Origin of the sequence: Amycolatopsis rhizosphaerae (assembly GCF_007713715.1) — a bacterium.
GTDB lineage: Bacteria > Actinomycetota > Actinomycetes > Mycobacteriales > Pseudonocardiaceae > Amycolatopsis_E > Amycolatopsis_E rhizosphaerae.
In genome coordinates, this window is sequence record NZ_VJWX01000012.1 from 13,559 (window position 1) to 36,952 (window position 23,394).

Genomic DNA, 23,394 nt, shown 5'->3' on the forward strand with positions numbered 1-23,394 from the left:
TCGAATCCATGTTTCACCGTCTACGCTCGACGGCGTGGACCCCCTCGCGGCGCTCCTGGACGGCCCCCGCGCGCACGGGGCGTTCCTGCTCCGTTCCGTGCTCACCCCGCCCTGGTCGCTGCGCATCGAAGACCGCGCGCCCGTAACGCTGATCGCGGTGGTGCGCGGGGAAGCCTGGGTGGTACCGGACGACGGCGAGGCCGTGCGGTTGGGCGAGGGCGACATCGCCATCGCCCGCGGCCCCGATCCGTACCTCGTCGCCGACGATCCCGCGACCCCACCGCAGGCGGTCATCCTGCCCGGCCAGGAGTGCCGCACCCCGGACGGCGGGCACCTCGACACGCTCACCGGCACCGGCGTGCGCACCTGGGGTCACGGCGCCGACGGCCCGGTCGTGCTGCTCACCGGCACCTACGGGATGGCGGGCGAAGTCAGCAGCCGGCTGCTCGCCGCGCTGCCGAAGCTGCTCGTGCCGACCCACACGGAGTGGTCCAGTCCACTTGTCCCGCTGCTGGCCGAGGAGATCGTGAAGGACGTGCCAGGCCAGGAAGCCGTGCTGGACCGGCTCCTCGACGTGCTGCTGATCGCTTCGCTGCGCACCTGGTTCGACCGCCCCGGCAGCGAGGCGCCCGCGTGGTACCGCGCGCACCGCGACCCGATCGTCGGCCGGGCCCTGCGACTGCTGCAGCACCAGCCCGCCGAACCCTGGACGGTGGGCACCCTCGCGGCCGGAACCGGCGTCTCGCGCGCCACGCTGGCCCGGCGGTTCACCCAGGCCGTCGGCGAGCCGCCGATGACCTACCTGGCCGGTTGGCGACTCGCCCTCGCCGCGGATTTCCTGCGCCGCCAACCGGATTCGACGATCGGCGCAGTCGCTCGCCAGGTCGGCTACGGCAGCGCCTTCGCGTTGTCCGCCGCCTTCAAGCGCATGTACGGCGTCAGCCCTCAGCACTACCGTGCGGCGAGAGTGATCGCCGCGCCGAGCGCGATGGCGGCGACGGCGACGATGGCCGTTCCCGGCCAGCCGAGCCAGGCCACCGCCGCGGCACCGAAGGCAGAGCCCAGGCTCCCGCCGAGGAAGTAGACGATCATGTAGGCGCTGTTGAACCGGGCCGGCGCCTGGGGATCGATAGCCAGTACGGTGCTTTGGTTGGCGACCTGCGCGGCGAACAGTCCGGCGTCGAACAGCGCCAGGCAGACGGCCGTTACCGCGGGGCTGCCCAGAACGAAGCCCAGCACCGCGGCGGCGACACCGGCCAGGGTCAGGCCGAGCAGAATCACGGCGCGCGCCCCCAGCCGGTCGGTGAGCACCCCGGAAACCCGCGTCGCGATGATCCCGCCAAGGCCGGCGAGCGCGTACAGGCCGATCCGTTCGGCCGGATAGTGAAAAGGTGCCCCGGACAGCGCGACCGCCAGTCCCGCCCAGATGGCACAGAACGCGAAAAACCATGCCGTGCCCCGGGCCGCGGCCAGCCGCAGGGCCGCGAAGCGCACGTACAGGCCCGGCATCGACCGAAGAGCCGAGAAGTAACCGACCTGCGAACCCCCTCCCACCGTGGGGAGCAGCAGCAAGGCAGAGCCCGCGATCGCGAGACAGGCGGCAGCGAAGATCAGCAACATCGCGCGCCAGCCGACCGTGTCGGCCAACCAGCCACCGAGGATGCGACCGGCCAGGATGCCCGCCGAGATCCCTGCCGTGACGATGCCCAGCACGGTCGCACGGCGGCCCGCGCCGGCCAGGCGTCCAGCCACCGAGCTGAGACCGGCACCGGCCGAGGAGAACGCTCCGATGAGCAGGACACACAAACCCAGCAGCCATGCCGTCGTAACGGCCGCGGTCACCCCAACCACGACCGCCAGGGCCGTGAGCTGCGCGGCCAGCACGGACCGGGGCGGGAATCGATCGACCAGCGGAACCAGCAGGGCGAGCCCGCACAGGTAGCCGACCGGACCACACGCCAACGCCGCGCCGACCGCCGTCGAAGACGATCCCAGCGACGCCGCCACCTCGGCGATGGCGGGCTGGAGCGGGTAGATCGCCGCCGTGGCCAAGGCCGCCGCCAGCGCCAGGTAAAGCACAACCGGCCCACGAAGACCAACGGCCCGTGCGGGTTCCGCCGCGAGATCGGTTCTCATACCGGTGACCGTAGAAATGATCACTCCCGAACGCTGGCGGAATTCCGCCGTCACCGTCCACTCCGGACAGCACGCGGGGGTGGCGCGCACGGCCTCCGGGATCGGTCAGGAATCAAGAAGCGCCGGTCACCGGGTCGCGCCTAGCGTTCCTGTCATGACCTCCATCGACACCGTCACCCTCGAAGTGGCCGACCCGGCGGCCGCCGAACGCTTCTACGCCAACGCCTTCGGGTTGGACACCCAGTTGCGCCTGCGGGCGTCGGAGGAACCGGCCACCGGCTTCCGCGGGTTCACCCTGTCGCTGACGGTGCCCCAGCCTGCCGATGTCAACGCCCTGATCGACGCCGCGCTCGGCGCCGGGGCAACGGCGCTCAAGCCCGTCACGAAGTCGATGTGGGGCTACGGCGGGGTCGTCGAGGCGCCGGACGGGACGATCTGGAAGGTGGCGACCTCGGCGAAGAAGGACACCGGCCCGGCCACCCGGCAGATCGACTCCGTCGTGCTGCTGGGAGTCGCCGACGTGGCCGCGAGCAAGCGGTTCTACCTGGAGCGGGGCCTCACCGTGGCGAAGAGCTTCGGCCGCGTGTACGTCGAGTTCGCCTCGTCCGGCCCCGTCAAACTGGCGCTGTACCGGCGCCGCGCGCTCGCCAAGGATGCCGGCGTCTCCCCCGAGGGCAGCGGATCGCACCGGATCGCGATCGGCGGCGCCGGTCCGTTCACCGACCCGGACGGGTTCACCTGGGAAGCCGCTCCGATCGCGTCGACCCGGCAGTGACACCGACACTGACACCGAACACCACCCTTGTGCCGCACGACCCTGGAGAGGAATCGGCCATGAGCCGCACCGGCAAGAACAGCACCTACGAGGGATTCACCGCCGAGGAGCGGGCCGCGATGAAGGACCGCGCCCGGGAGATGAAGAAGGAGTCGGGCCGCAAGTCGCGCGCGGACAAGGCGGCGGAAGCGAAGGAGGAGGTGCTCGCCAAGATCGCCGAACTGCAGGACTCGGACCGCGCCCTGGCCGAGCGCGTGCACGCCATCGTCACCGCGAACGCCCCCGCGCTCGAACCCAAGCTGTGGTACGGGATGCCCGCCTACGCGCTGGACGGCAAGATCGTCTGCCATTTCCAGAGCGCCGAGAAGTTCAAGGCGCGCTACGCCACGCTCGGCTTCAGCGACCAGGCGGAGCTGGACGACGGCGCGATGTGGCCCACCGCCTTCGCCCTCACGAAGATGACCCCCGAAGTGGAAGCCCGCATCGCCGCCCTCGTCAAGCAGGCAGTGAGCTGACCCGCCCCACAACGACGGAAGGAGTTCCGGGATGTGTCATCCCTCGTGGGGGCGCGCACTCACCGCGGCGCAGCGCCTGAACGACCTCGCGCGGCTGCGCCGCGTCCGGGACCGGATCGACCGGGAGTACGCGCAGCCGCCGGAGGTCGAGGAGCCGACTCGCAGCGTGCACCTGTCCGACGGGCAAGACGGCTGCGGCTAGCGTGACCGCCATGGACCTCACCATCAACACGACCGTTCTCCCGCACGACGACCCGGAATCCTCGCTGGCCTTCTACCGCGACATCCTCGGCTTCGAGGTCCGCAGCGACGTCGGCGAGGGCAAGATGCGCTGGATCACGGTCGGCCCCGCGGGCCGGCCCGGCACGTCCATCCTCCTGGCCCCGCCGGGCGCCGACCCCGGCATCACCGACAGCGAGCGCCGCACCATCGCCGAGATGATGGCCAAGGGCACCTACGGCTGGATCCTGCTGGCCACCCCCGACCTCGACGGCACCTTCGACAAGATCCAGGCCGCGGATGCCGAGGTCGTCCAGGAACCGATGGAGCAGCCGTACGGAATGCGCGACTGCGCCTTCCGCGACCCGGCCGGAAACCTGGTGCGCATCCGAGAACTGCGCTGAGCCGTCAGCGAAGGTCAGGGGCTGGCCTCCTCGGGTTCCACTGCTCCGAGTACGGCTCGGAAGCGCTTCAGGAGTGGGTTCCGGTCGGCCGCACGCCAGACCAGGTGCAGGGTCGTCGACGTGCCCTCCAGTGGCCGTGCGCGGACGCCGACACGCCGGAGCGCGCGGTGGGAATCCGACATCACCGCCGCGCCGAAGCCGGCGGCGACCAGTGCCAGCACCGTCTGCACACTGCGGCCCTCCGCGCCGATGCGCGGGGCCACGCCTGCCTGGTCGCACAGTGCGAGGATCTCGTCGTGCGAATGCGGGGAAACCTCGCGCGGCCACACCACCAGCGGCACCTGGCCGAGCGCGGTCAGCGGGGCCGGGCCGGGCTGGTGCGCCAGCGGATGCGCCTCGGGCAGGAACAGGCTGAGCGGCTCGCGCCACCAGGCCCGCACGGCCAGGCGCCCATCGCGTGACGGCAGGCGCTGGACGGCGATGTCGAACCGGCCGTCCAGAACGCCGTCCGACATCTCGGCGTCGTTGAAGCTCTCCACCAAACGCAACTCGACACGGGGCATCTCACGCCGCAACCGGCCGAGCACGCCGCCCAGCGGACCGTTGATCCCCGAACCGGCGAACGTCACCGTGAACCGTCCGGCCAGGCCCTCGCCCGCGAGCCGCACCTCCTCCAGCGCGGCCTGCGCCTCGGCGAGCACTCTTCCGGCCCGGGAAACCAGCGCCTCCCCGGCGGGTGTGGGGACCAGCCCCCTGCCCTCGCGCTCGAACAGCGCCGTCCCGAGCCGTCGTTCCAGCTCACGGAGCTGACGGCTCAGCGTCGGCTGTGTCAGGTGCAGGCGGCGCGCGGCCCCGCTGATGCTCCCCTCCTCGGCGATCGCGACCACGTAGCCCAACAGTCTCAGTTCCATCCATGCCTCCGAAGCATCGAAAACATAGCTTCCCATGCCTTCAACGGGGGAAGTGCGGCGCGATGGGCAAGACTTGGCGACAGAACACAAACCCGAACACAAACCCAGGAACCGGGAGAAACCCATGAATCGCGGAGATCGTTACGAGCACGGCCTGAAGGTGCTGAACGAGGTCGACGGCGAAGCCGGACAGCGGGTGGTCGACTCACTCGCCGCCGTCTCGCCGGAGCTCGGCCACCAGGTGGTCGCCTGGGCGTTCGGCGACATGTACGCCCGCCCCGAACTGTCGCCGCGCGACCGGCAACTGGTCACCCTCGGCGTCCTCACCGCACTCGGCGGCTGCGAGATCGAACTCGACGTACACGTCAACGGCGCGTTGAACGTCGGTCTCACCACCACCGAGATCGCCGAGGCGTTGCTGCACTCGGCCGTCTACGCCGGGATTCCGCGCTCGATCAACGCCACGCTGGTGGCGAAGAAGGTCTTCACCGAACGCGGTCTCCCGCCGGTCCAGAACCTGTCCTGACCCGATCGCGGGGCGGGCGAGGGCGCGGGCGCGTTGCTAGGTCGGCTCACCCTCGTCCGCGACCATGCGGACGAGGGTGTCGACGAGTTCGTCGGCGGTGGTGCGCCACCTGTCCGTGCCGAGGTGGCCGCCGAGTTCCATGCTCGCGATGCCGTGGGCGCTGGTCAGCAGCAGGGCGCCGAAATGCGGTGCGTTCCGGTCCCCCACGAAGGCGGCGACGACGGCCAGGAACTCGTCCTGAAAGCGGTCGGCCGCGCGGTCGGCCGCGGCCGGGTCGCCCGTCGGTCCGCACAGCTGGCGCAGGACGCGATCGAGTCCTTCACCGCGTTGCACGGAACGGTGTCCGTGCTGCCTGAACAACATCTGGTAGAGGTGGGGCTGCTCCCGGCCGACGCCGATAAGGGTGCGGAGGGCGCCGCGCAGCTTCTCGGAGGCCGACAGAGCCGGGTCGGTCCGCAGTGCGTGCACCTGGTCGCCGATCCTTTCCCAGCTCTCGGCCGCGACGGCGGTCAGCAGGCTTTCCTTGTCCGCGAAGTGCCGGTACGGCGCTCCCCGTGTCACACCTGCCCGTGCGCCCACCTCGCGCAGGGTGACCGCTTCGGGGCCGCCGAGGTCGAGGAGTTCGGCGGCCGCGTCGAGCAGAGCGCGGCGGGTGGCGGCGGCGGACTCCGCACGGGTGACCATGACGGCCATCGTAGGAGTTGACGGTGTCATCTCAAAGGGGTTAGCGTCATTGAGATGACACCGTCAACTGAATTCCGGGAGCTGGTCGTCGTGACCGGAGCCTCCACGGGCATGGGCGCGGCAGCCGCCCGCGAACTGGCTCGCCAGGGATTCCACGTCCTGGCCGGCGTGCGACGCGACCGCGACGCCGACGCCATCCGATCGACCGGCATCGAGCCGGTCATCCTCGACATCACCAAGCCCGAGCAGGTGGAGGCACTCGCCGCGCGGGTCGCCGGAGACCCGCGCGTGCTGCACGCGCTCGTCAACAACGCCGGTATCCAGGTGAACGCCCCGGTCGAAGCCCTGCCGATGACGCAATGGCGGTGGGTATTCGAAGTCAACCTGTTCGGCCACATCGCCGTCACCCAGGCGCTCCTGCCCGCGCTGCTGCGCGGCAGGGGGCGCGTGATCAATATCAGCTCGGTCGGCGGCAAGGTCGCCATGGCCACGTATGGCGCCTACGCCGGCGCGAAGTTCGCCCTGGAGGCAGTCAGCGATTCGCTCCGCCGGGAGGTCGCTCCGCTGGGCGTGCAGGTGGTCGTGGTCGAGCCCGGCGGCGTCCGCACGGAGATGGCCTCCCGCGGGATCGCGACGGCGAACGACCTGGCCGCCCGGATGACTCCGGAGCAGGACGAGCGCTACGGCGGTCTGATCCGGGCGACCAACGCGCTGATGGCCTCGGGCACCGCGTCGGGCGTGACCGCCGACGCCGCCGCCCGGGTCATCGCGAAGGCCGTGACGACCCGCAGACCGCGCACCCGCTACACCATCGGCCGGGATGCCGCCCTGATCACCCGCATGACCCGGATGCTGTCCGACCGCACGCTCGACCGCATCACCGCCGCCAACCTGCGCCGCCACTTTCCGAAGGAAGCCACGCGCACCTACAGCGCTCGGACGCTGCCGTGACGCGACCCCATAACACCGAACCGCGTCAACGGCCCCTCGGCATCGAGCCGCCCTCGGCCTTTTGTTGCCTGATGAGCTGCGCGTTGGCGGCGTTGAGCTGTTCGAGGAAGTCGGTGATGAACGCCAGTTGCTCGTCGGTGTAGTTGTCCAGGATCGCGGTGGTCGCGGCGACCAGCGGCGAAAACAGCCGTGCCGTTTCCGCCTCGTGCTGTCCGGTCGACTCGACGAACACGCGGCGCCGGTCGTGTTCGTCGCGGATGCGCCGGACAAAGCCGCGGCGCTCCAGGCGGTCGAGGGCCGCGGTCGTCGCCGACGTGCTCAGGCCCGTGATCTCGGCCAGCCGGCTCGGGGTGAGGCGCGGCTCGTCGCGGGCCGCGTCCAGGCACTTCAGGTCCGTCATGATGAGGCCGAGCCGGTCCGCGATCACCTGGTGCATGAGCAGCCGGTACGTCGAGGCGCCCCGCATGAGTTCGGTCAGCCGGGCGATGACCTCGGCGCGACTTGACAACTCTTCCTCCCAGCCGGATTATTCGATCCATCAAACTTTCCCGAACGCGGGAAGGCTCGCTGACTGGGATCAGTTTAGGGACGGGGGCGAGGGCACCATGCGACAGGCAGGCCTGACCAAGGAAGACGAGGCAGCTCTCCACGAACTGCTTCACACCATGGAGGACGCCTGGGCGCACGGCGACGGGGCGGGCTACGCCGCGGCCTTCACCGACGACGCCCGCTACGTCACCCAATCCGGGATCCGCTGCGTCGGGCGGCGGGCCATCGCCGAGTCCCATCAGAAGCTCTTCGATTCCGACTTCCAGGGCACACGCCTCGACGTCGCCCCGATGGAGTTTCAGCCCGTCGCGTCGAACGTGGTGCTCCTACACGGCAGCGGCACAGTGCTGTTTCCCGGCGAGGGACCGCGGATACGGCCCACCGGGCTACTGACGGTAGTCGCGGTCAATGACGGCGACGCATGGCACTTCGCTTCGTTCAGCAATACGCCCCGGGTTTAGGAACGATTGTTCTTGACTGTTCGTTCCTGAACCGTCTAGGGTTCGGGCATGGGCCGACCGAGAGGGTTCGACGAAGACGAGGTGGTGCGCACCGCCGCCGCGCTGTTCGCGGAGCGCGCGTACGACGGGGTGTCCGTGGACGACCTGGTCAGCCACCTGGGCGTCCACCGCAACAGCCTGTACAAGACCTTCGGCAGCAAACGGGGGCTGTACCTGCGCGCGCTGCGGCGGCACGTGGACGAAGACGTGCGCCCCCTCGCCGACGCGCTCGCCGAGGCGGGCGGACCGATGCAGGCCTCGCACCTGGTGGCGGAGGCGGAGCTGGACCTGCTGCTCCTGGCGGCCGTCGAGCGCGCACCCTCGGACACGGAGGTCGCCGCGCTGGTCGGCGAGGCCCTGGAAGTCCTCGACCTGGCCCTCGGTGCGGTCCTGCCCGGCTCGGACACCCCCAAGGTGAGCGCGTTCACCGCTGCGCTGCTCGGGTTGCGACTGCGCGCCAGGGCCACCGGCTCACCCACCGACTCCGATACCACCGCGCTGGCACAGCGGTTCGAAACTCGATGAAGGAGCATCACATGGCACGGATCGACATCGACGGCGACGACCTGGTCGTCACCATCGAAGGACTGGACAGACTCTGGGCGCTCAAAAGCCGCCTGACCATCCCGCTGGCCAACGTCCGCGGCGCCACCGCCGACCCCGGCATCACCAAGGAACCGAAGGGAATCCGCGCCCCCGGTGCCTACCTGCCGGGCGTGATCACCGCGGGCACCTTCCACCTCGACGGCGAACGCGTCTTCTGGGACGTTCACGACCCGGCCAAGGCCGTGGTCATCGAACTGGCCGATGAGCGCTACGCCCGCCTGATCGTCGAAGTCGAGGACCCACGCGCCGCGGTCGCACTCGTCGAAAACGCCAAGCAGCGCCACTGACCGTCACGTGCGCCGGAGGACGAGATCGCGAGAAAAACGTCTTCTCGGCGGCCGGTGCAAGAATCTTGTGCCTTCCGGCCTACTCACCACTCGGAGCGGCCGAGGTGCGCGAGCTTGTCGCCGATCCCGTCGGTGTCCGGCTGCCGGAGTTCCTCAAGGAGGTCCAATGCCAGCCGCCATACCCGCGCGGCATCGTCCTTCTCGCCGCACGCGAGGTGGCTGTCGCCGAGCCGGTTCAGCGTCCGGCTCTCGTAGCTCAGGCTGCGGACGCGGCGATACCGCTCGATCGCCTGTTCGTACCAGACGATCGCCTCACGGTACTGGCCAAGGTTGTGATAGGCGTAGCCGAGGCTGTCCAGGGTCGTCCCCAGGCGCACGTCGTCACCTTCGCCTTCCAGGATGGTGATCGCACGTCTACAGTAATTGATCGCCAGATCGTATTTTCCCTGCCTGACATAGGACCACCCGATGTCGTTCAGCGAAATGGCTTCCCCCCGCGTATCACCGATCTCATGGAAAAGCTCGAGCGCTCGCTCGGCGTGCCGCAGTGCTTCCACGAACCGGCCCTGGCGATCGCAGGTCGTGTTCATGCCGGAATGCGCGTCCGCCTGGTACCACACCTTGCCGAGTTGCGCGAAAAGCTCCTCCGCGCGCAGCAGGGCTTTGTAGGATTCGGCGGGCTTCCGCTGCGAGAACAAGACGACGGCGAGTCCCCGGTACGCGAGGGCGCGACCCTCGGTGTCGCCAGTCCTTTCCGCCGCTTCCAGGGCGCGGTACTGGAGGTCCAGGCCGCCGAGCCAGCGCGCATCGCTGTACCACTGGGCTGAAGCGATCGTGTGCGCCAGTTGCCAGACATGCCGGTCGAAACCGGTGACGGAGGCCAGCTTGATGATTTCGACAAGGACCGGGTATTCGGAAAAAAACCAGCTTGACACCTCTGCGCGTCCGGCGGGCGGCACGGTCACGCCAGGCACCGGTTCCGGCAGCACGATCCCGCGCCAATGGTCGCGTATCGCCAGCCTCCCGTGGTGCGCGGTGTGCAGGTAGTGGTCGAACATCCGGTGCGCGGCGGCGACACGATCTGGCACGGCGTCCTCATGACGCGCGAGTTCGGCGGCGTAGGCACGGAGCAGGTCGTGAAAACCGTACTGCCCCGGGCGGTGCTCCGTGATCAGCTGGGCGCGCACCAGTTCGGCCAGCAGCGGGCGGGCTTCCCGTGGCGGGACGCCGAGCAGGCTCGCCGCGGCCGCGATGGTGACGTGGGGGCCCGGGTGGAGGCCGAGCAGGCGGAACATCTTCGCCGCCTCCGGTCGAAGCACCCGGTAGGACCACGAAAATACGCTACGCACATCCGTCACGGGGTCACCCATGTCGAACCCGTCGAGTTGGTCCTGTGCCTGCGTCAACTCGTCCGCAAGCACGCTCAGGGGAAAGGTCGGGTTGGCGGCGGCCCGCGCGGCTGCGATCGCCAGTGCGAGCGGCAGCCGCGCGCACAGCGTCACGATCTTCTCCACCGCAGCGGGTTCGGCGGCCAGCCGAACCGGGTCGATGCGTCCGTCGAGCATCTCGCGAGCCTCCCCCTCGGACAACAGGCCAAGCGGCAACGGGCAGGCACCGTCCGCGACCAGGCCAGGCATTGGGTTGCGGCTGGTCACCACGGCCAAGCAGCCCTTCGTGCCGGGCAGCAGCGGGCGCACCTGGTCCGCGTTTCGCGCGTTGTCCAGCACGATCAACATGCGTTTGTCGGCAAGCAGGCTGCGGTACAGGCCGAACCGGGCCTCGGCGGTGGCCGGAACCTGTTGCGGGGAGATGCTCAGCGCCTCCAGAAAACCGAGGACCGCCTCCTCCGGCGGCACCGCCCTTCCTCCTGGGTGGAAACCGCGGAGGTTCATGTAGAGCTGACCATCGGGAAACCGTTCGCGGATCTGGTGGGCCCAGTGCACCGCCAGGGTCGTCTTGCCCACCCCCGCACCGCCGGTGACGAGGACAGTTCCCTTGGCAGGCGCACCATCGGCGGACACGGACTCGTCGAGCCGCGCCAGCTCGCTGACCCGCCCGGCGAACCGTCCCACGTCGGCGGGCAACTGGCGCGGCACCAGCATGGCCGGCGGCTGGTCGGCCCCAAGGACGGCCTCCTGGTCTCGCAGCAAGCGCGCCTGCATGTCCCGGAGGAGCTTGCCGGGCTCGACCCCCTGCTCCTCCACCAGCCGGGCACGAATGCGGGGGTAGATCTCCAGGGCTTCCGCCGTTCGGCCGCATTGGTGCAGCGCGGACATCGACTGGGCCTGGAGCCGCTCCCGAAAAGGGTGGTCCGCGGCGACGTGGCGGAGTTCGTCCAGAATCTCGGCGTGCTGCCCGGTGGCGAGCCGGGCGTCGAAGTACTCCTCAAGGATGTTCAGCCGCCGTTCCTCGAGTTCAGGGCCCTCCTCGGCAAGCAGCGGCCCGGCCGCGCCGCCCAGCGCCGGCCCCCGCCACAGGGCCAGCGCGTCGTGCAGGCGCTCGGCCGCCGCCCCCGGCCGCCCAGCTTGCCGGTCAGCCCTGGCCCGGTCGACCGCCTCCTCGAAGACGTCGAGATCAAGCTCGCCCGGGCGGACCTCGATCAGGTAACCGGGGGCACGGCGGACGATCACCGGCTCGCCGATCAGCTTCCGCAGCTGCGAAACGTACATCTGCAGCTGCCCGCGCACCGTCGCCGGGAGCTCCTCGCCCCACACCGAGGACAGCAGCTCCTCCTCCGACACGACCCGGTTCGCGTTCAGCAGCAAGGCCGCGAGTACGGCCCGCCGCTTCGGACCGCCCAAACGAACCGGGCCATCCGAACCGGACAATTCAACCGGGCCAAGCAGGCGGTACCGCAACCGAACTCTCTCCCTCCGGACGGCGAGCCCAGCATACTTTGGGCAAGTTCCGGCACCTCGGGGCGATCAGAAATGGAACGCACGTTCCAGCGCGGTCGATACCGGACCACGATCCCGGTCCGGCGACCCCACCGCGCCGACGTGTAACAGTGAGCAGTTTGTCAGGCCGACGACGGCCGCAGTTCCAAAAACGGCCACAGTCCCGCGCAAAGCCGCTCCGGCAATCCCGTAGTCATTCCGTACTTCGCCTCGCGCCGCCGAGGGCGGGACTTTTCCGCGAACCCGCGACGCTCACGGCGAGTCGAGTACGGCGACGTCTGGACCAGCGCCTCCCGGCAAAAATCAACCCGGCGTCAAGGAGTTCGATCCAGCAGACATCTCGCCAACGTCTTCCCTCGGCCCGGAAGCGCAAAACCGCAGATCAGACGGTCTCACAAAGAATCCGGAGCCGAGAAGTACGGAAACAGTACTGCTTTCACCTCCCGCGATCCCCTTGTACCCTTGGGAAAAATCACCTCTTATTTCCTGCCCGGCCAGGACTGCGGTTAGAGTCATGCGAGTGTCACGGGAGTTCGATGCTCAGTTACTCGAGTCTGTCGCGGTTCGCCGTAAGCGGATGCGCGAATCACTGCTTTGGGGGAGACGGCGGCGAGCTCGTGCAACGGGGGACAACCTCAAACGGCTGGCCGTCAGCTTCGTACTAGCGGCGGTAGCGTGCGCAGGCTGCGTCGGCGCTTCCTATCTGTTCAACGCCGTAGCCAAACAGCAGACGGCTTCCGTGAGCACTTCGGTGGGTAAGCCGTGACGACGACCGAGTCCCGGGGAGCCACAGAAGCGAGTCAACTCACCCGAATCACCCTTGTCGGCCCACGACACCGCATCGATCTGGTCCTGCCCTCACACGAGCGAATCGGGACATTGCTACCGGAAATGGTCGCCATGGTGGGCCACAAGACCCCCGATGTCCTGCGTGGCTACCAGGTGAGCACGATCGACGGGCGGGTACTCGAACCGGGCACCTCCCTTCGCGCGGCGCAAGTCGCCGATGGCGCGCTTCTCCGCATCGATCCGCTGACGGAGGCTCCTCCGGCTCCGATCGTGCACGACGTTTCGGACGAGCTGGCCGACGACCTGGCCAGGCGGCGGGGCCGATGGGCTGAGGGTCCCCGGCAGTGGACCGCGACCCTGACTGTCGCGGGCGCCGCGCTGCTTGCCGCAAGGCTCGCACTACGGGCACTCGGCCCCACCGCCGCGACCGTGATCGGCCTGGTGATCCTTGCGGCGGGATGTGCCGCGGCGCTGCTCGGCCGGCGCGCTGTGGGACTCGCGATCCTGCTGGCCGGCGCCGCGATCGGCATGAGCACCGTGCCAGAATGGACGGCTTCCGCAGCCTTGCGCAGCACGTTGTGGACAGCCGGGGCCGCCATCACGGTACTCGTGTACAGTCTCGCCACCCGGCAGCAACGTGCTGGGCTGTTCGGCGCCGGTACATTGCTCGTCCTGCTCGGGTTGTGGGCGGCCTTGGTCGCGTTCCGGCTACCCGCCGAACGCGCTGCCGCCGTCGTGGCCGTGTTGTCGGTGGGTGTCCTGGGCATACTCCCCCGAGCGGCAATGATGATTTCGGGGCTCACCCATCTCGACGATCGCCAAGGCGGCGGCGGAACCGTCGCCCGCACCACCGTCGAGTCGGCTGTGGACTCCGCACACCGGGGGCTCGCACTGGCCACTGTGGCTACGGCGGTCTCGAGCGCTTTGGCCGGATTGACGCTCGCTCAGGCCGGCAACGGTTGGGCGATCGGCCTGGCCAGCCTGCTCGTGGTCACCTTACTGCTGCGGCTGCGGGCATTTCCGCTCGCGGCGGAGGTCATCAGCCTGGTGATGGCCGCCTTGGCGGTGGCCGTCGGCCTGGTCGTCCGGTGGATGACGGTCGCACCCACCATGTGGTGGGGTGGCGCGGCCGTCGCAGTCGCGATCGCCCTCGCCGGGCTGGGGGTGCTGGGCTTCGAGCCCGAACAGCACATCCGCGCGCAGGCACGTCAGATCGCGGACCGGCTGGAGGCACTGGCTGTCGCCGCGCTCGTGCCGGTCGCCGTCGGCGTGTTCCAGGTTTATGCCCAGCTGCTGCATACCTTCTGAAACGGGAAGGCCAATGTCCACACCACCCATGTTCGGCCGGGGACACCCCCCACAGCGGCCTCTCGGCCCGCCGCCGGGCCGCGACAACCCGCCGCCCGGCGGCGGACGAACTCCAATGCCGGCTCCGCCGCGGACGGCGAACCAGGCCGTTGGGACTCAGCCACCCGGCTCGCTCCGACAGGCACCGCCGTCTCGTAGCGCACCACCGCCGTCTCGTAGCGCACCACCGCCGGCTCGTAGCGCACCACCGCCGGCTCCCGCGCGTGGTGTGCAGAAACCGCCCACCGCGGCTCTGGTCCCGCCAGTCAAAGATCTCAATCCGAACAACCTGGTGCGCCGAGTCGTCTCGGGTGACTCGTCGATGCGCAGGTTCTGGCGGACCGCGAGCCGGATGGTGACGAGCAACGCCGCCTCGGGCGAACTGGCCGCGCTCACCGCGGACGTCCAGGTCCCCTTGACCACCGGACAGCGCATTGCCATCGCTTCGGTACGTGGCGGGGCCGGAAAGTCCGTCGTGGCCGCTTTGCTGGCCTCGGTGTACGCCGCCCGGCGCCGCGACCGGGTAATGGTCGCCGACGCCGACCCCGAAGGTGGCTCCCTGCTGTGGCGGCTTGGGCTGCTCAAGCATCTACCACTCAGCGCAATCGCGCCGAAACTTCTTTCCGCCGTCGGTAACGACCTCACGGGTCTTGAGCAACTGCTGCCACGAACACCGTCGGGATTATGGGTACTCCCCGGCGGTGCACCTGGGCAGCCGCAGCTGCCTAGAGACGTCACCCGGGCACTCTCGCGACTGTTCGCCGTCTGTGTCACGGACTGCAGCATGGGAATGAGCTCCCCTGCGACAGCAGGGGTGCTCTCCGAAGCGCACACGTTGGTCCTCGTGGTGCCCGCTACCCCGGACGGTGTGTACGCCACCTGCGGCGCGTTGCAACGAATGGCCGCGAACCAGTCCCCGTCGCTGTCCCGTGTGGTTCTGGTGCTGAACAAGCTCGGCCCCGATGCCGACTCGGGGCTGCGTTATAACGTCGCGCTGGAGACGCTCGGCCGTTTCGGACTGCCGATGGTGCCTCTGCCCTACGACCGGCACGTGGCCGCCGGAACCCCGATTTTCCCGTCCCGGATCGGGGAGGAAACCCTTGTCCAAATCACCCGTCTGGCCGGCCGCGCGCTAGCGCCGACCCGGCCGTCGTAGGAGTTGTCATGACGACGCGGCTTGTCCATCGCCCGGCACGGGTTGTCCAGCCGCAGACCACCGAGCCGCCATTGGTGATGAGCCCTCCGCCGACCCTGCCGGAGGGAAAGACTGCCAGTGGACTGCAGGGCCTGATCCCGCTGGTCGGTTCCGTCGCATCCATGAGCATGATGATGTTCATGCGCGGCAGCCAATTCGCCGGTATCGGCGCCGTACTCATGGTGGTCTCCCTGTCGGCCGGCGTCCTCTTCTACTTCACCCAACGCGGAAAGGCCACCCGGCAACGGCGTGAACAGCGCGAACGGTACATGGACTACCTCGAAGAACTGCGCGAAGAACTACGGGACCACGAGCGTGACTCCCGAACCGCCGCCATCCACCGGGATCCCCCGGCCGCTCACCTGGTCGACCTGATCAACGATCCGGCACGGCTGTGGGAGCGGCGACGCACGGACGAGGACTTCCTGCACATCCGGTTGGGCATCGGCGCGCTGCCTTCGCGCGAGATCCAGTTGCGAGTGGAGGGAACGCCGACCAATCCCACGGACGTTTTCCTGACCCAGGAGGCGAATTCCCTCAGGCGCCGATTCGCCAGCGCACCTGGCCTGCCGTTGCGAGTGCCGCTCGACCGAGCCGGCGACATCAGCGTGATCGGCGCTGACCGGGAAGACGTACTGGCTGTCGCACGCGCACTCCTGATGCAGGTCACGGCGCTCCATGCCCCCGACGACGTGACCGTGGTCGTGTTCGCCGCGCGGGAACGCGAGCAGGATTGGGCATGGGCCCGATGGTTGCCGCACCTACTGGATCGTCAACAGATCGGCCCGCTGGGCCCCATTCCCCGGTTGGTGCCGGATAAGCGGATCTTGGCCGATCTGCTGGCCGCCGACCTGTCCGAGCGGGGAGCCAGCGTCGCGAAGGCGTATCGGTACGGTGGTGCGTCCGAGGAGGCGCGGGTGCGCCCACGGCTGCTGGTGATCGACGACGCGTACGGGCAGGTGGCCCACTCGCTGCCCCTCCCGGACCAAGCGCAGGACCTGCCCGGCCTCGGGGTCACCGTGGTGCACCTGCTGGCCGACCGGTTGCACGAACCCGGCGACATCACCCACCGGATCTCCGTCGAGAAGACCACGATCAGCGTCGAGAACCCGTCGGTATCGAGCAGGATCGACGGCACGCTCGACGAAATGCCCGTCGCGCTGGCCGAAGGCGTCGCCCGGCAACTCGCTCCGCTACGACTGTCGCCGGACTCCTATGACGACGGCTCAGGCATCCCTCCCGCGGACTTCACCTCGCTGCTCGGGCTGTCCGATCCGGCCGACCTGAATCTGCGGCAGCTCTGGAAACCGCGTCGCGAACGCGATTTCCTGCGTATACCGCTGGGGATCACGAGCGCCGGGCGTCCGCTGCTGCTCGACCTCAAGGAGTCGGCGCAGCTGGGTATGGGACCGCACGGGCTGTGCGTCGGAGCGACCGGCTCCGGCAAGAGCGAGTTGCTGCGCACCCTCGTGCTCGCGCTGGTGACCTCGCACAGCCCGCAGCAACTGTCCATGGTCCTGGTGGACTACAAGGGTGGCGCCACCTTCGCGCCGTTCTCCGACCTGCCTCACGTCGCTGGGCTGATCACCAACCTGGCTTCCGACGTCTCACTCGTCGAACGGATGTACGCCAGCCTGGATGGGGAAGTGTTGCGCCGCCAGCAGGTACTGGCCGACGCGGGACGGCTGACCGACATCACCGCCTACAACCTGCGCCGCGCGGAGTTGGGTAACCCGGCGGACATGCCGCCGCTACCCCACCTGATGGTGATCATCGACGAGTTCGGCGAACTGTTGACCGCGAAACCCGAGTTCATCGAACTGTTCCTGCGCATCGGCCGCATCGGCCGGTCCATCGGGGTTCATCTGCTGCTGTCGAGCCAGCGCATCGAGGAAGGAAAACTTCGCGGTCTGGAAACCTATCTGAGCTACCGGATCGGGCTGCGCACGCTGTCGGAGACCGAATCCCGGACTGTGCTGGACACTCCGGACGCGTTCCATCTGCCGTCCTTGCCCGGCAATGGATACCTGAAGGTCGACGTCACGGTCTACGAGAAGTTCAAGGCGGCCTTCGTCTCCAGTCCCCTGGAGCAGGAGGAGACCGAGGTGGAATCCGCCCCGTTCCCGGGCCCACGGGTCAAGCCCATGCCCAGGTTCGCACTTCCCGTTGACGAGCCCGCCGCCGAAGAGACCTCGCAACCGGCGCCGCGCACCACCGGTCCCACCCTGTTGTCCACAGTGGTCGAGCAGCTCAACAGCGCGGGTGGGCGCGTACCACCGATCTGGTTGCCCCCACTGCCCTCCGCGGTCACCCTCGACCAGGCGGCTCACGGCTTCGACGTCACCCCCCACGGTGTGCGTCTCCGCGTCGCGCCGCCCGGGACGGGGCTGCATGTGCTGATGGGTCTCCTGGACGATCCCGCACGGCAATGGCAAGGGCCGTGGTCGGTGGACCTTTCCGCCGAGGGCGGCAACCTGTTGCTCGTTGGTGGTCCGGCCAGCGGCAAGACCACCGCGCTGCGCACGCTCGCACTCGGCCTCGCGGCCACGTACACCCCGACCGATGTCGGGATCTACGGGATCGACCTGTTCGGCAACGGACTGCGCCCGCTGTCCGAGTTGCCCCACGTCGGCGGGATCGCGGGCCGGGACGACCGGCAGCGGATCCGCCGTACCATCGACGAACTGCACGCCATGCTCGCCGAACGGGAACGGCTGTTCTCCCTGTACCAGCTGGACACTGTCGAAAACCTCCATGCCGAGCGGGCTGCCGGACGCTTGACCGAGCTACCCTGCACCGAGATCGTGTTGCTGCTCGACGGCTATGGCCAGCTGTTCGCCGAGTTCGAATCACTGGAAGCCAGCCTGCACGACCTTATCGCCCGCGGGGCCCGCTACGGCATCCACATCGCCGCGACCGCGAGACGATTCAACGAAGTCCGCAGCGCGCAACAGGTCGCTTTCGCCCAACGGATCGAGCTGCGCCTCACCGAGCCCGGGGAATCCAGCATCGACGGCAAGCTCGCCCGGGGCATTCCCACCAAGACACCGGGTCGAGCGCTGACCACCGGCAATCTCTACGCACAGGTCGCCCTGCCGCGCCTCGACGCACTGCCGGACCCCACGACGTCCGGCCTGCAGGATGCGGCGACGACAGTGCGCGGCGCGTGGACCGGCCCCCTACCACCCCAGATCCGGGTTCTGCCGGCGATCCTGGGCGCCGACGAACTGCCGGCGCCCGGCGAAGTGCCCGGGATCGCCCTCGGCATCTTCGAAAGCGACTTTTCACCCGCAGCGGCGGACCTGTTCGGGCCAGACCAAAACCTGCTCGCGCTCGGTGATTCCGGTACCGGCAAGACGAACCTGTTGCGGCTTGTCGCGGACACCCTCATCAGTCGATATTCTCCCGGCGAACTGGTCTTCGCGGTCTTCGATCCACGCTCCGGCCTCGCCGGAGCGGTGCCGGAGCCGTACCTCGGCGGCTATGCCACCAACCCCACCGTTGCCCAGCAACTCAGCATGGCGGTGTGCAAGGAACTCGCCCAGCGCGACCCGGCCTCGTCGCGGAGCAACGCCCGGCCGCCACGGATCGTGTTGCTCATCGACGACTACGACATGCTGACCGCCTCGGCGACCCAGCCGCTCGGCGAGTTCGCCCAGTACCTGCCCGCCGGACGGGACCTGGGATTGCACGTCGTCATGGCTCGGCGGGTGATGGGTGCTTCGCGTGGTCTGTACGAGCCCTTCACCTTGGCAGTGCGCGAGTCCGGGTGTCTCGGTCTGCTGTTCTCCGGTGATCGGATGGAGGGGCAGCTGTTCACGGGAGTCCGTGCGACGACGCTGCCTGTCGGTCGCGCCTTGTACGTTCGGCCGTCGGAACCGGCCCGCACCATCCAAACTGCCTACTTCGCAAGAGAGCAGCAGCCGAAGGAGGCCAGGTGACCTTCGATGTCGTCGCACTGTGCGGCAAGCAACCCGAGCCGGGCGAATTCCTGGCCGCACTGCTGGCAGCAGGCCCTGAGCTTCGGCTGCACACTGTCGACGAAACTCAACTGGTGCAGCTCTTCCATGAGGACGGGCGGCTGATGCTCACCACCGAGGGGGCCCGGCTCGTGCAGGTGGCCGGGGAGGTCGCCCGGCTGCTGCGCTTCCAGGGCGAGGTGCCCCATCCGGTGTGGTGGGTCGAGTCCCGCGCGCCAGGTCACGATCGGGAAGCCGAAAGCGTCGCGCGGCGCTTCACCCATGCACTTCTGACCGCAACCGGAGGAATGTCTTGGTCGAGCCGTTGACGCCGCATCCCGCCGCCGACCGCGTCACCGCGGAAGCCATTGTCGTCGAGCAGGATCGCAGCGTCGTACCACTGTCCAACTGGATCGCGGACGCGGCCGTCACCGCCGGCGCGAGCAGCCGCGTGCTTCAGCTGCTGACTCCCGCCGACAGCCGAATAACATATCCCCTGGAACTGCTGCTGCGGGACACTCAAGCCGAGTGGATCGTCAGGGACGGCCCAGGACGCTTCCGCGACGGAATCGCGGGCTACGTCGTCCAGTGGAACGGCGTCCGGTTCGTGCCTGACCTCGACGCACAGCCGGCCGAGCCCCTCCCTCCGGTGGCAGGCTCCGGGGATCTCGCGATCCAGATCACCGCCGTCCATCGCGCGGCCGAAACACTGGAACTCGGTATGACCGCCGAAACCGTGATCACGGCAATCACCGGCGCGCCGCCGACCGGCTGGGGTGTGGCGGAACCGGCGACCCAGCCATGGTCGCGCCGTGAAATCACCGCGCACTGCCGTGAACGAGCGCCGGGGCCGTCCCGGGTCGTCGTCGTTGGCTCCGGCATTGTCGGGCAGCTCTATGCCGACCGGCTCGATACCGGCGTACTCGAGCAGGTCCAGCTTTCCGGGCCGCCGGCGGGCGTGGTTCGCCAGGAAGACATCGAAGAATTCACCGACGAGGTGGCCGGCCGCGTGCGAGTTGTAATCGTTGCCGCACATCCCGACCGGCTCAACGGGCTACGCGGAAGCAAGCCCAGCCTGCCGGAGTTGCCCTACGGGATTCTCCTCGGACACGAGGTCATCGCCGAGCACGGCGTCATGCATGCCGAGCAGGCTCCGGCCGCGCGGGTGCGCATCATCGGCACCGGCAAGCGCCGGGCGGCCTGGTACCGCCTCGACGCGGGCCCCGCCCGCCCCTACGAGACTCTCCACGCCGTCCTGCGCCATTTTGGACTTCCTGACCCGCAGCCGTGATTCAGGCGGCCTGCCCTGGCCGAAGTGTGAACACGCCGTACCTGGCCCGATACTTCTCGGTAGCGGCCCCGTAGTCGATTTCACTGCTGACGGTCTCGCACAGTTTGTGGACGAAGTGAACGTGTTCTGGCTCGCGATCAGACCGCACCCGGTAGGCCATCCCGATGTCGTCCACCCGGACCGGCTCGAGCAGCTTCCCGGTGGTGGCACGGACCCGGTCCACGGCCTTGGCCGCGGAAATGATCACTTCTGGTGGCTGCGAACCCAACGGCAGCGGCGTCGCACCCGCCGGATCCGCGCCCGCGTACTCGGCGACCTGCGCTCGCAGTCGTTCCGGGAAATCACGCGCACACGACAGCAGTGGCCCAGCGAGGTCGTACCGTCGGTTCTCCCGGCGAGTGGCCGGCACTTCTGGTGTCGCTATGTCGGCGATCCGGTTGGCGAGCACGATCGCCCGAACCACCCACGGCATCTTCCGCAGATGCTCCACATACACCCGATAGACGAGCTTTTCGCGGCCCAGCTCCAGGGCATTCGGCAGGTGCGGACTCGTGGCCGAGCGCAGCAGCATCGGCACCCGCGCCCCGCCGTCGGCCGCCTCGCGCAGGGTGTCACGTTCGCCACCATGTAGCGGTTCGACCGCCCGAAAGACCGCCGCAGCCGCGAGCACTTCCGTGTCACGGACGCCCCCGCGCACCAGCACCTCGACCGCGGTGATTCCCAATCGGATGGCAGCGCTGCGTTCCGGTTCGGTCTGGCTGAGCCTGCCCCACTGGGCCAACGCCTGCTCGATGGCGGTGAACGTCTCCTCGTCCACCAATCCGGCGAGCCGCGCGCCCTGCTCGACCCACACCCGGGGACCGACATCGAAACCACCATCCGGGTTGTCGATGAGCAGGTGCGCAGTGCGCAAGGCCGCCAGCAGGTCGGTCACCGGGACGCGCGCCTGCAACCCGGCTGTCCCGTTCACCAGCAGGGAGACCTCCGGTGGTAGTAACCGCAACAGCCGCGGCAGGTACACTCGCTCAGTCGACAGCTTCCTGGGCGCAACAGCGGGTGCGGCATACGCCCACAAGCAGGGACCACCCTCCGCGTCGAGCAGCATCGGGGCCCGCTCGGGTGACACGAGCACCGACAACACCGCACCCCCGATCACTCGCAGGAACTGCTCGCGGCCGAGCTGGCCGGCCATCGCGAGACGCATTCCATGGTCGATCCAGTTCGCCGGCGGCTCGCGTTCTACGGCGGAGGGTCGATAACCAGGGTTCGCCTGGTACTGCCCGATCTCGCCGTCCTCGCCGACGGCGAACGCGCCCTTGATGGCATGCGGCGGCACGTCGCCGTAAGGATCGTAGGCCGCGTCGATCGCATACAGATAGCCGCCGGGCCGACCCCTTGCCGCCTCCCGCATCTGTGGGGTGATCGGTGGAACGTCTCGCCGCTCGTCATCGGGCTCGCTCATCGGACTCCCGCTGCCGGTTTCGTCAAAACACTGCCGGCGTCATGCGTGAGGCCATAGTAATGAGGATTGGACACATGCCCGAGAACCTCACCCGTCGACCGGTCGACGATCATGCAGCTCTTTATGTATTTCACGTCGACACTATGGGCAAAGGCCACTTCCCCTTCACGAGCGTCTCCGATGTTCATATCCCTCATGTCGATGCCACCCGGAGCGTCGATCTCGTAGACATACGACACTCCGCGCTCACCTCTCGAGGCCCGGTCCAGGGCGAAGTTCATGTCGCGCGTGGTCGAGACCAGGCCACCGCGCACATCCGCGACATGCTGGGCCAGATTGATGCGGTGACCGCGTCCTGTGAAGCCCTGCTTGCCGTCGAAGATCTGGGCTGGAGGACGATCGTCATGCCGGAACAGCGGTTCGTGGTCGGTACGGTACACCAACTCACGGTCCTCGTAGTGCCTCATCAAGGACTTCTCGAGAGCGTCACGGTTCAGCCCGGTCCCGTCCCGCAGGTGGCCAATCGGATCATTCCAATCCGGTTCCTTGACCGGCTGCGCCGGTTCCACGGCCCTGTGTTCGTGAGTGGGTGTGAAGTGGTCCCAGCCCGAGGGCTGGCTTGGCGCCGGGGCACCGTGCCCAGCCCAATGCGCCGTTGGTTGCGTTCTCCAGTGATCCGGGAGATACGCCGCCCCCGAGTGTCCGTAACCGGACGCCGGTGCCCCTGCATGCCCGAAACCGGACGCCGGTGCCCCCGCATGCCCGAAACCGGACGTGTCACTGAGAGCTTGGCCAACACTGCCGCCGTTGAATTTCGCGCCCACACCGTCGAAGAAATCATTGATGCCCTTGACGGCGCCAAGGTCGCCGATCTTGGCGGAAAGGTTCAGCTCAGGCAATCGGATGGGCATTCGCTGCAGCATCGCCTTCACACCGTCACCGACGGTGGGCAAGTTGGCGACCAACTCTCCGCCACGGGACATCGCCGACCCAGCACGGGCGATCGCGGCGACACGGCTGCCCTCGGCCGCGGCCCCCGCGCCTCGCAACGCGGCACCGGCGCCCTTCGTGCCGACGATAGCGGTCACGACGTTGAACAGTGCCGTGCCCCCCGCCCTGGACTTGTCCGTCTTCCACTCGTCGTAGGCGATCAGGCCCTTGCCGGCACTGAGCAGCGTTTTCCCGAACTCACCACGCTTGAAGCCGGGGATACCAATCGACATATCGAGGGCTCGCCCTATACCAGTGGGCTCCATAAAGACGAACGCCGCCATACCGAACTTGGCCATGCCCTTCCAGGCCGTACCGGCGTTCGACCAGCTCCAACGCCCATCCGCGTAACCGATCAAGCCCCCCAGACCGAGGACGAACTGCTTGGCACCGTCCCCCAC

The 23,394-nt window shown here is 68.6% G+C and carries 21 protein-coding genes and 1 pseudogene; 15 read left to right on the top strand and 7 right to left on the bottom strand.

All coding sequences use genetic code 11. The features are described 5' to 3' along the window. Window positions 1–34: 34 nt before the first annotated feature. Window positions 35–1,084: an AraC family transcriptional regulator gene (locus tag FNH05_RS02660; RefSeq protein ID WP_144585642.1), complete on the top strand. Its 1,050-nt coding sequence runs from the start codon at window positions 35–37 to the stop codon at window positions 1,082–1,084. 35 nt (window positions 1,085–1,119) lie between these two features. Here FNH05_RS02660 and FNH05_RS39080 read toward each other — a convergent pair. Beyond that, a pseudogene (locus FNH05_RS39080) lies at window positions 1,120–2,136 on the bottom strand (MFS transporter); the annotation flags it as partial. A 154-nt stretch (window positions 2,137–2,290) separates the two neighbouring features. On the opposite strand from FNH05_RS39080, the gene FNH05_RS02670 reads away from it, so the two are divergent. Genes FNH05_RS02670 through FNH05_RS02685 form a run of 4 tightly spaced genes read left to right on the top strand, consistent with a single transcriptional unit; the run spans window position 2,291 to window position 4,049 of the window. Next, window positions 2,291–2,911 carry a VOC family protein gene (locus tag FNH05_RS02670; RefSeq protein ID WP_144585643.1) on the top strand — a complete coding sequence of 207 codons (621 nt, stop codon included), beginning with the start codon at window positions 2,291–2,293 and terminating at the stop codon, window positions 2,909–2,911. A gap of 59 nt (window positions 2,912–2,970) precedes the next feature. Beyond that, on the top strand, window positions 2,971–3,426 hold the full coding sequence (locus tag FNH05_RS02675; RefSeq protein ID WP_144585644.1) for an iron chaperone: 456 nt from the start codon (window positions 2,971–2,973) through the stop codon (window positions 3,424–3,426). A 31-nt stretch (window positions 3,427–3,457) separates the two neighbouring features. After that, complete coding sequence (locus tag FNH05_RS02680) at window positions 3,458–3,628, top strand: hypothetical protein (protein WP_222426494.1); 171 nt, start codon at window positions 3,458–3,460, stop codon at window positions 3,626–3,628. A gap of 10 nt (window positions 3,629–3,638) precedes the next feature. Then, window positions 3,639–4,049 (top strand): VOC family protein, encoded by a 411-nt coding sequence (locus tag FNH05_RS02685; RefSeq protein WP_144585645.1) that lies wholly within the window; start codon window positions 3,639–3,641, stop codon window positions 4,047–4,049. 14 nt (window positions 4,050–4,063) lie between these two features. On the opposite strand, the gene FNH05_RS02690 is transcribed toward FNH05_RS02685, so the two are convergent. Further along, on the bottom strand, window positions 4,064–4,960 hold the full coding sequence (locus tag FNH05_RS02690) for a LysR family transcriptional regulator (RefSeq protein WP_186382338.1): 897 nt from the start codon (window positions 4,958–4,960) through the stop codon (window positions 4,064–4,066). 124 nt (window positions 4,961–5,084) lie between these two features. Here FNH05_RS02690 and FNH05_RS02695 point away from each other — a divergent pair, with 124 nt between their 5' ends. After that, window positions 5,085–5,486 (top strand): carboxymuconolactone decarboxylase family protein, encoded by a 402-nt coding sequence (locus tag FNH05_RS02695; RefSeq protein WP_186382339.1) that lies wholly within the window; start codon window positions 5,085–5,087, stop codon window positions 5,484–5,486. 36 nt (window positions 5,487–5,522) lie between these two features. Here FNH05_RS02695 and FNH05_RS02700 read toward each other — a convergent pair whose 3' ends face one another. Beyond that, a complete protein-coding gene (locus tag FNH05_RS02700) occupies window positions 5,523–6,170 on the bottom strand; it encodes a TetR/AcrR family transcriptional regulator (RefSeq protein WP_144585648.1) in 648 nt (215 codons plus the stop codon). A 54-nt stretch (window positions 6,171–6,224) separates the two neighbouring features. Here FNH05_RS02700 and FNH05_RS02705 point away from each other — a divergent pair, with 54 nt between their 5' ends. Beyond that, window positions 6,225–7,121, top strand: coding sequence for an SDR family NAD(P)-dependent oxidoreductase (locus FNH05_RS02705; protein ID WP_144585649.1), 897 nt, complete (start codon window positions 6,225–6,227; stop codon window positions 7,119–7,121). 25 nt (window positions 7,122–7,146) lie between these two features. Here the strand turns inward: FNH05_RS02705 and FNH05_RS02710 are convergent, their stop codons facing one another. Then, window positions 7,147–7,629 carry a MarR family winged helix-turn-helix transcriptional regulator gene (locus tag FNH05_RS02710; RefSeq protein ID WP_186382340.1) on the bottom strand — a complete coding sequence of 161 codons (483 nt, stop codon included), beginning with the start codon at window positions 7,627–7,629 and terminating at the stop codon, window positions 7,147–7,149. Between the two features lie 97 nt (window positions 7,630–7,726). On the opposite strand from FNH05_RS02710, the gene FNH05_RS02715 reads away from it, so the two are divergent. From FNH05_RS02715 to FNH05_RS02725, 3 genes are read left to right on the top strand one after another with little or no spacing between them, the layout of a single operon-like run. Further along, window positions 7,727–8,131, top strand: coding sequence for an SgcJ/EcaC family oxidoreductase (locus FNH05_RS02715; protein WP_186382341.1), 405 nt, complete (start codon window positions 7,727–7,729; stop codon window positions 8,129–8,131). Window positions 8,132–8,179: 48 nt separating this feature from the next. Continuing rightward, entirely contained in the window at window positions 8,180–8,695 is a 516-nt protein-coding gene (locus FNH05_RS02720) for a TetR/AcrR family transcriptional regulator (RefSeq protein WP_144585652.1), read from the top strand. Between the two features lie 11 nt (window positions 8,696–8,706). After that, the gene (locus FNH05_RS02725; RefSeq protein WP_144585653.1) at window positions 8,707–9,063 is read left to right on the top strand and encodes a hypothetical protein; all 357 of its coding nucleotides are present in this window, start codon (window positions 8,707–8,709) and stop codon (window positions 9,061–9,063) included. 83 nt (window positions 9,064–9,146) lie between these two features. Here FNH05_RS02725 and FNH05_RS02730 read toward each other — a convergent pair whose 3' ends face one another. Continuing rightward, entirely contained in the window at window positions 9,147–11,921 is a 2,775-nt protein-coding gene (locus tag FNH05_RS02730) for an AfsR/SARP family transcriptional regulator (protein ID WP_144585654.1), read from the bottom strand. An 801-nt stretch (window positions 11,922–12,722) separates the two neighbouring features. Between FNH05_RS02730 and eccD the strand changes: the two genes are divergently transcribed. The 5 genes from eccD to FNH05_RS02760 all read left to right on the top strand — a co-directional run bounded on the left by eccD (window position 12,723) and on the right by FNH05_RS02760 (window position 20,541). Continuing rightward, window positions 12,723–14,057, top strand: a complete 1,335-nt coding sequence (gene eccD, locus FNH05_RS02740) for a type VII secretion integral membrane protein EccD (RefSeq protein ID WP_144585656.1) — start codon at window positions 12,723–12,725, stop codon at window positions 14,055–14,057. Between the two features lie 268 nt (window positions 14,058–14,325). Next, on the top strand, window positions 14,326–15,252 hold the full coding sequence (locus tag FNH05_RS02745; protein ID WP_246127467.1) for a MinD/ParA family ATP-binding protein: 927 nt from the start codon (window positions 14,326–14,328) through the stop codon (window positions 15,250–15,252). 8 nt (window positions 15,253–15,260) lie between these two features. Further along, the gene (gene eccCa, locus FNH05_RS02750) at window positions 15,261–19,232 is read left to right on the top strand and encodes a type VII secretion protein EccCa (RefSeq protein WP_144585657.1); all 3,972 of its coding nucleotides are present in this window, start codon (window positions 15,261–15,263) and stop codon (window positions 19,230–19,232) included. After that, window positions 19,229–19,579, top strand: a complete 351-nt coding sequence (locus FNH05_RS02755; protein WP_144585658.1) for a hypothetical protein — start codon at window positions 19,229–19,231, stop codon at window positions 19,577–19,579. The genes eccCa and FNH05_RS02755 overlap by 4 nt, the downstream gene beginning before the upstream one ends. Continuing rightward, a complete protein-coding gene (locus FNH05_RS02760; RefSeq protein ID WP_144585659.1) occupies window positions 19,564–20,541 on the top strand; it encodes a DUF6177 family protein in 978 nt (325 codons plus the stop codon). Before FNH05_RS02755 ends, FNH05_RS02760 begins: the two co-directional genes overlap by 16 nt. A 1-nt stretch (window position 20,542) precedes the next feature. Here the strand turns inward: FNH05_RS02760 and FNH05_RS02765 are convergent, their stop codons facing one another. Together FNH05_RS02765 and FNH05_RS37775 are read right to left on the bottom strand one after the other, a co-directional pair. Beyond that, window positions 20,543–22,003: a type VII secretion system-associated protein gene (locus FNH05_RS02765; protein WP_144585660.1), complete on the bottom strand. Its 1,461-nt coding sequence runs from the start codon at window positions 22,001–22,003 to the stop codon at window positions 20,543–20,545. Continuing rightward, on the bottom strand, window positions 22,000–23,394 hold a 1,395-nt coding region (locus tag FNH05_RS37775; RefSeq protein ID WP_425458409.1), incomplete at its 5' end, for a scabin-related ADP-ribosyltransferase. The genes FNH05_RS02765 and FNH05_RS37775, both read right to left, overlap by 4 nt.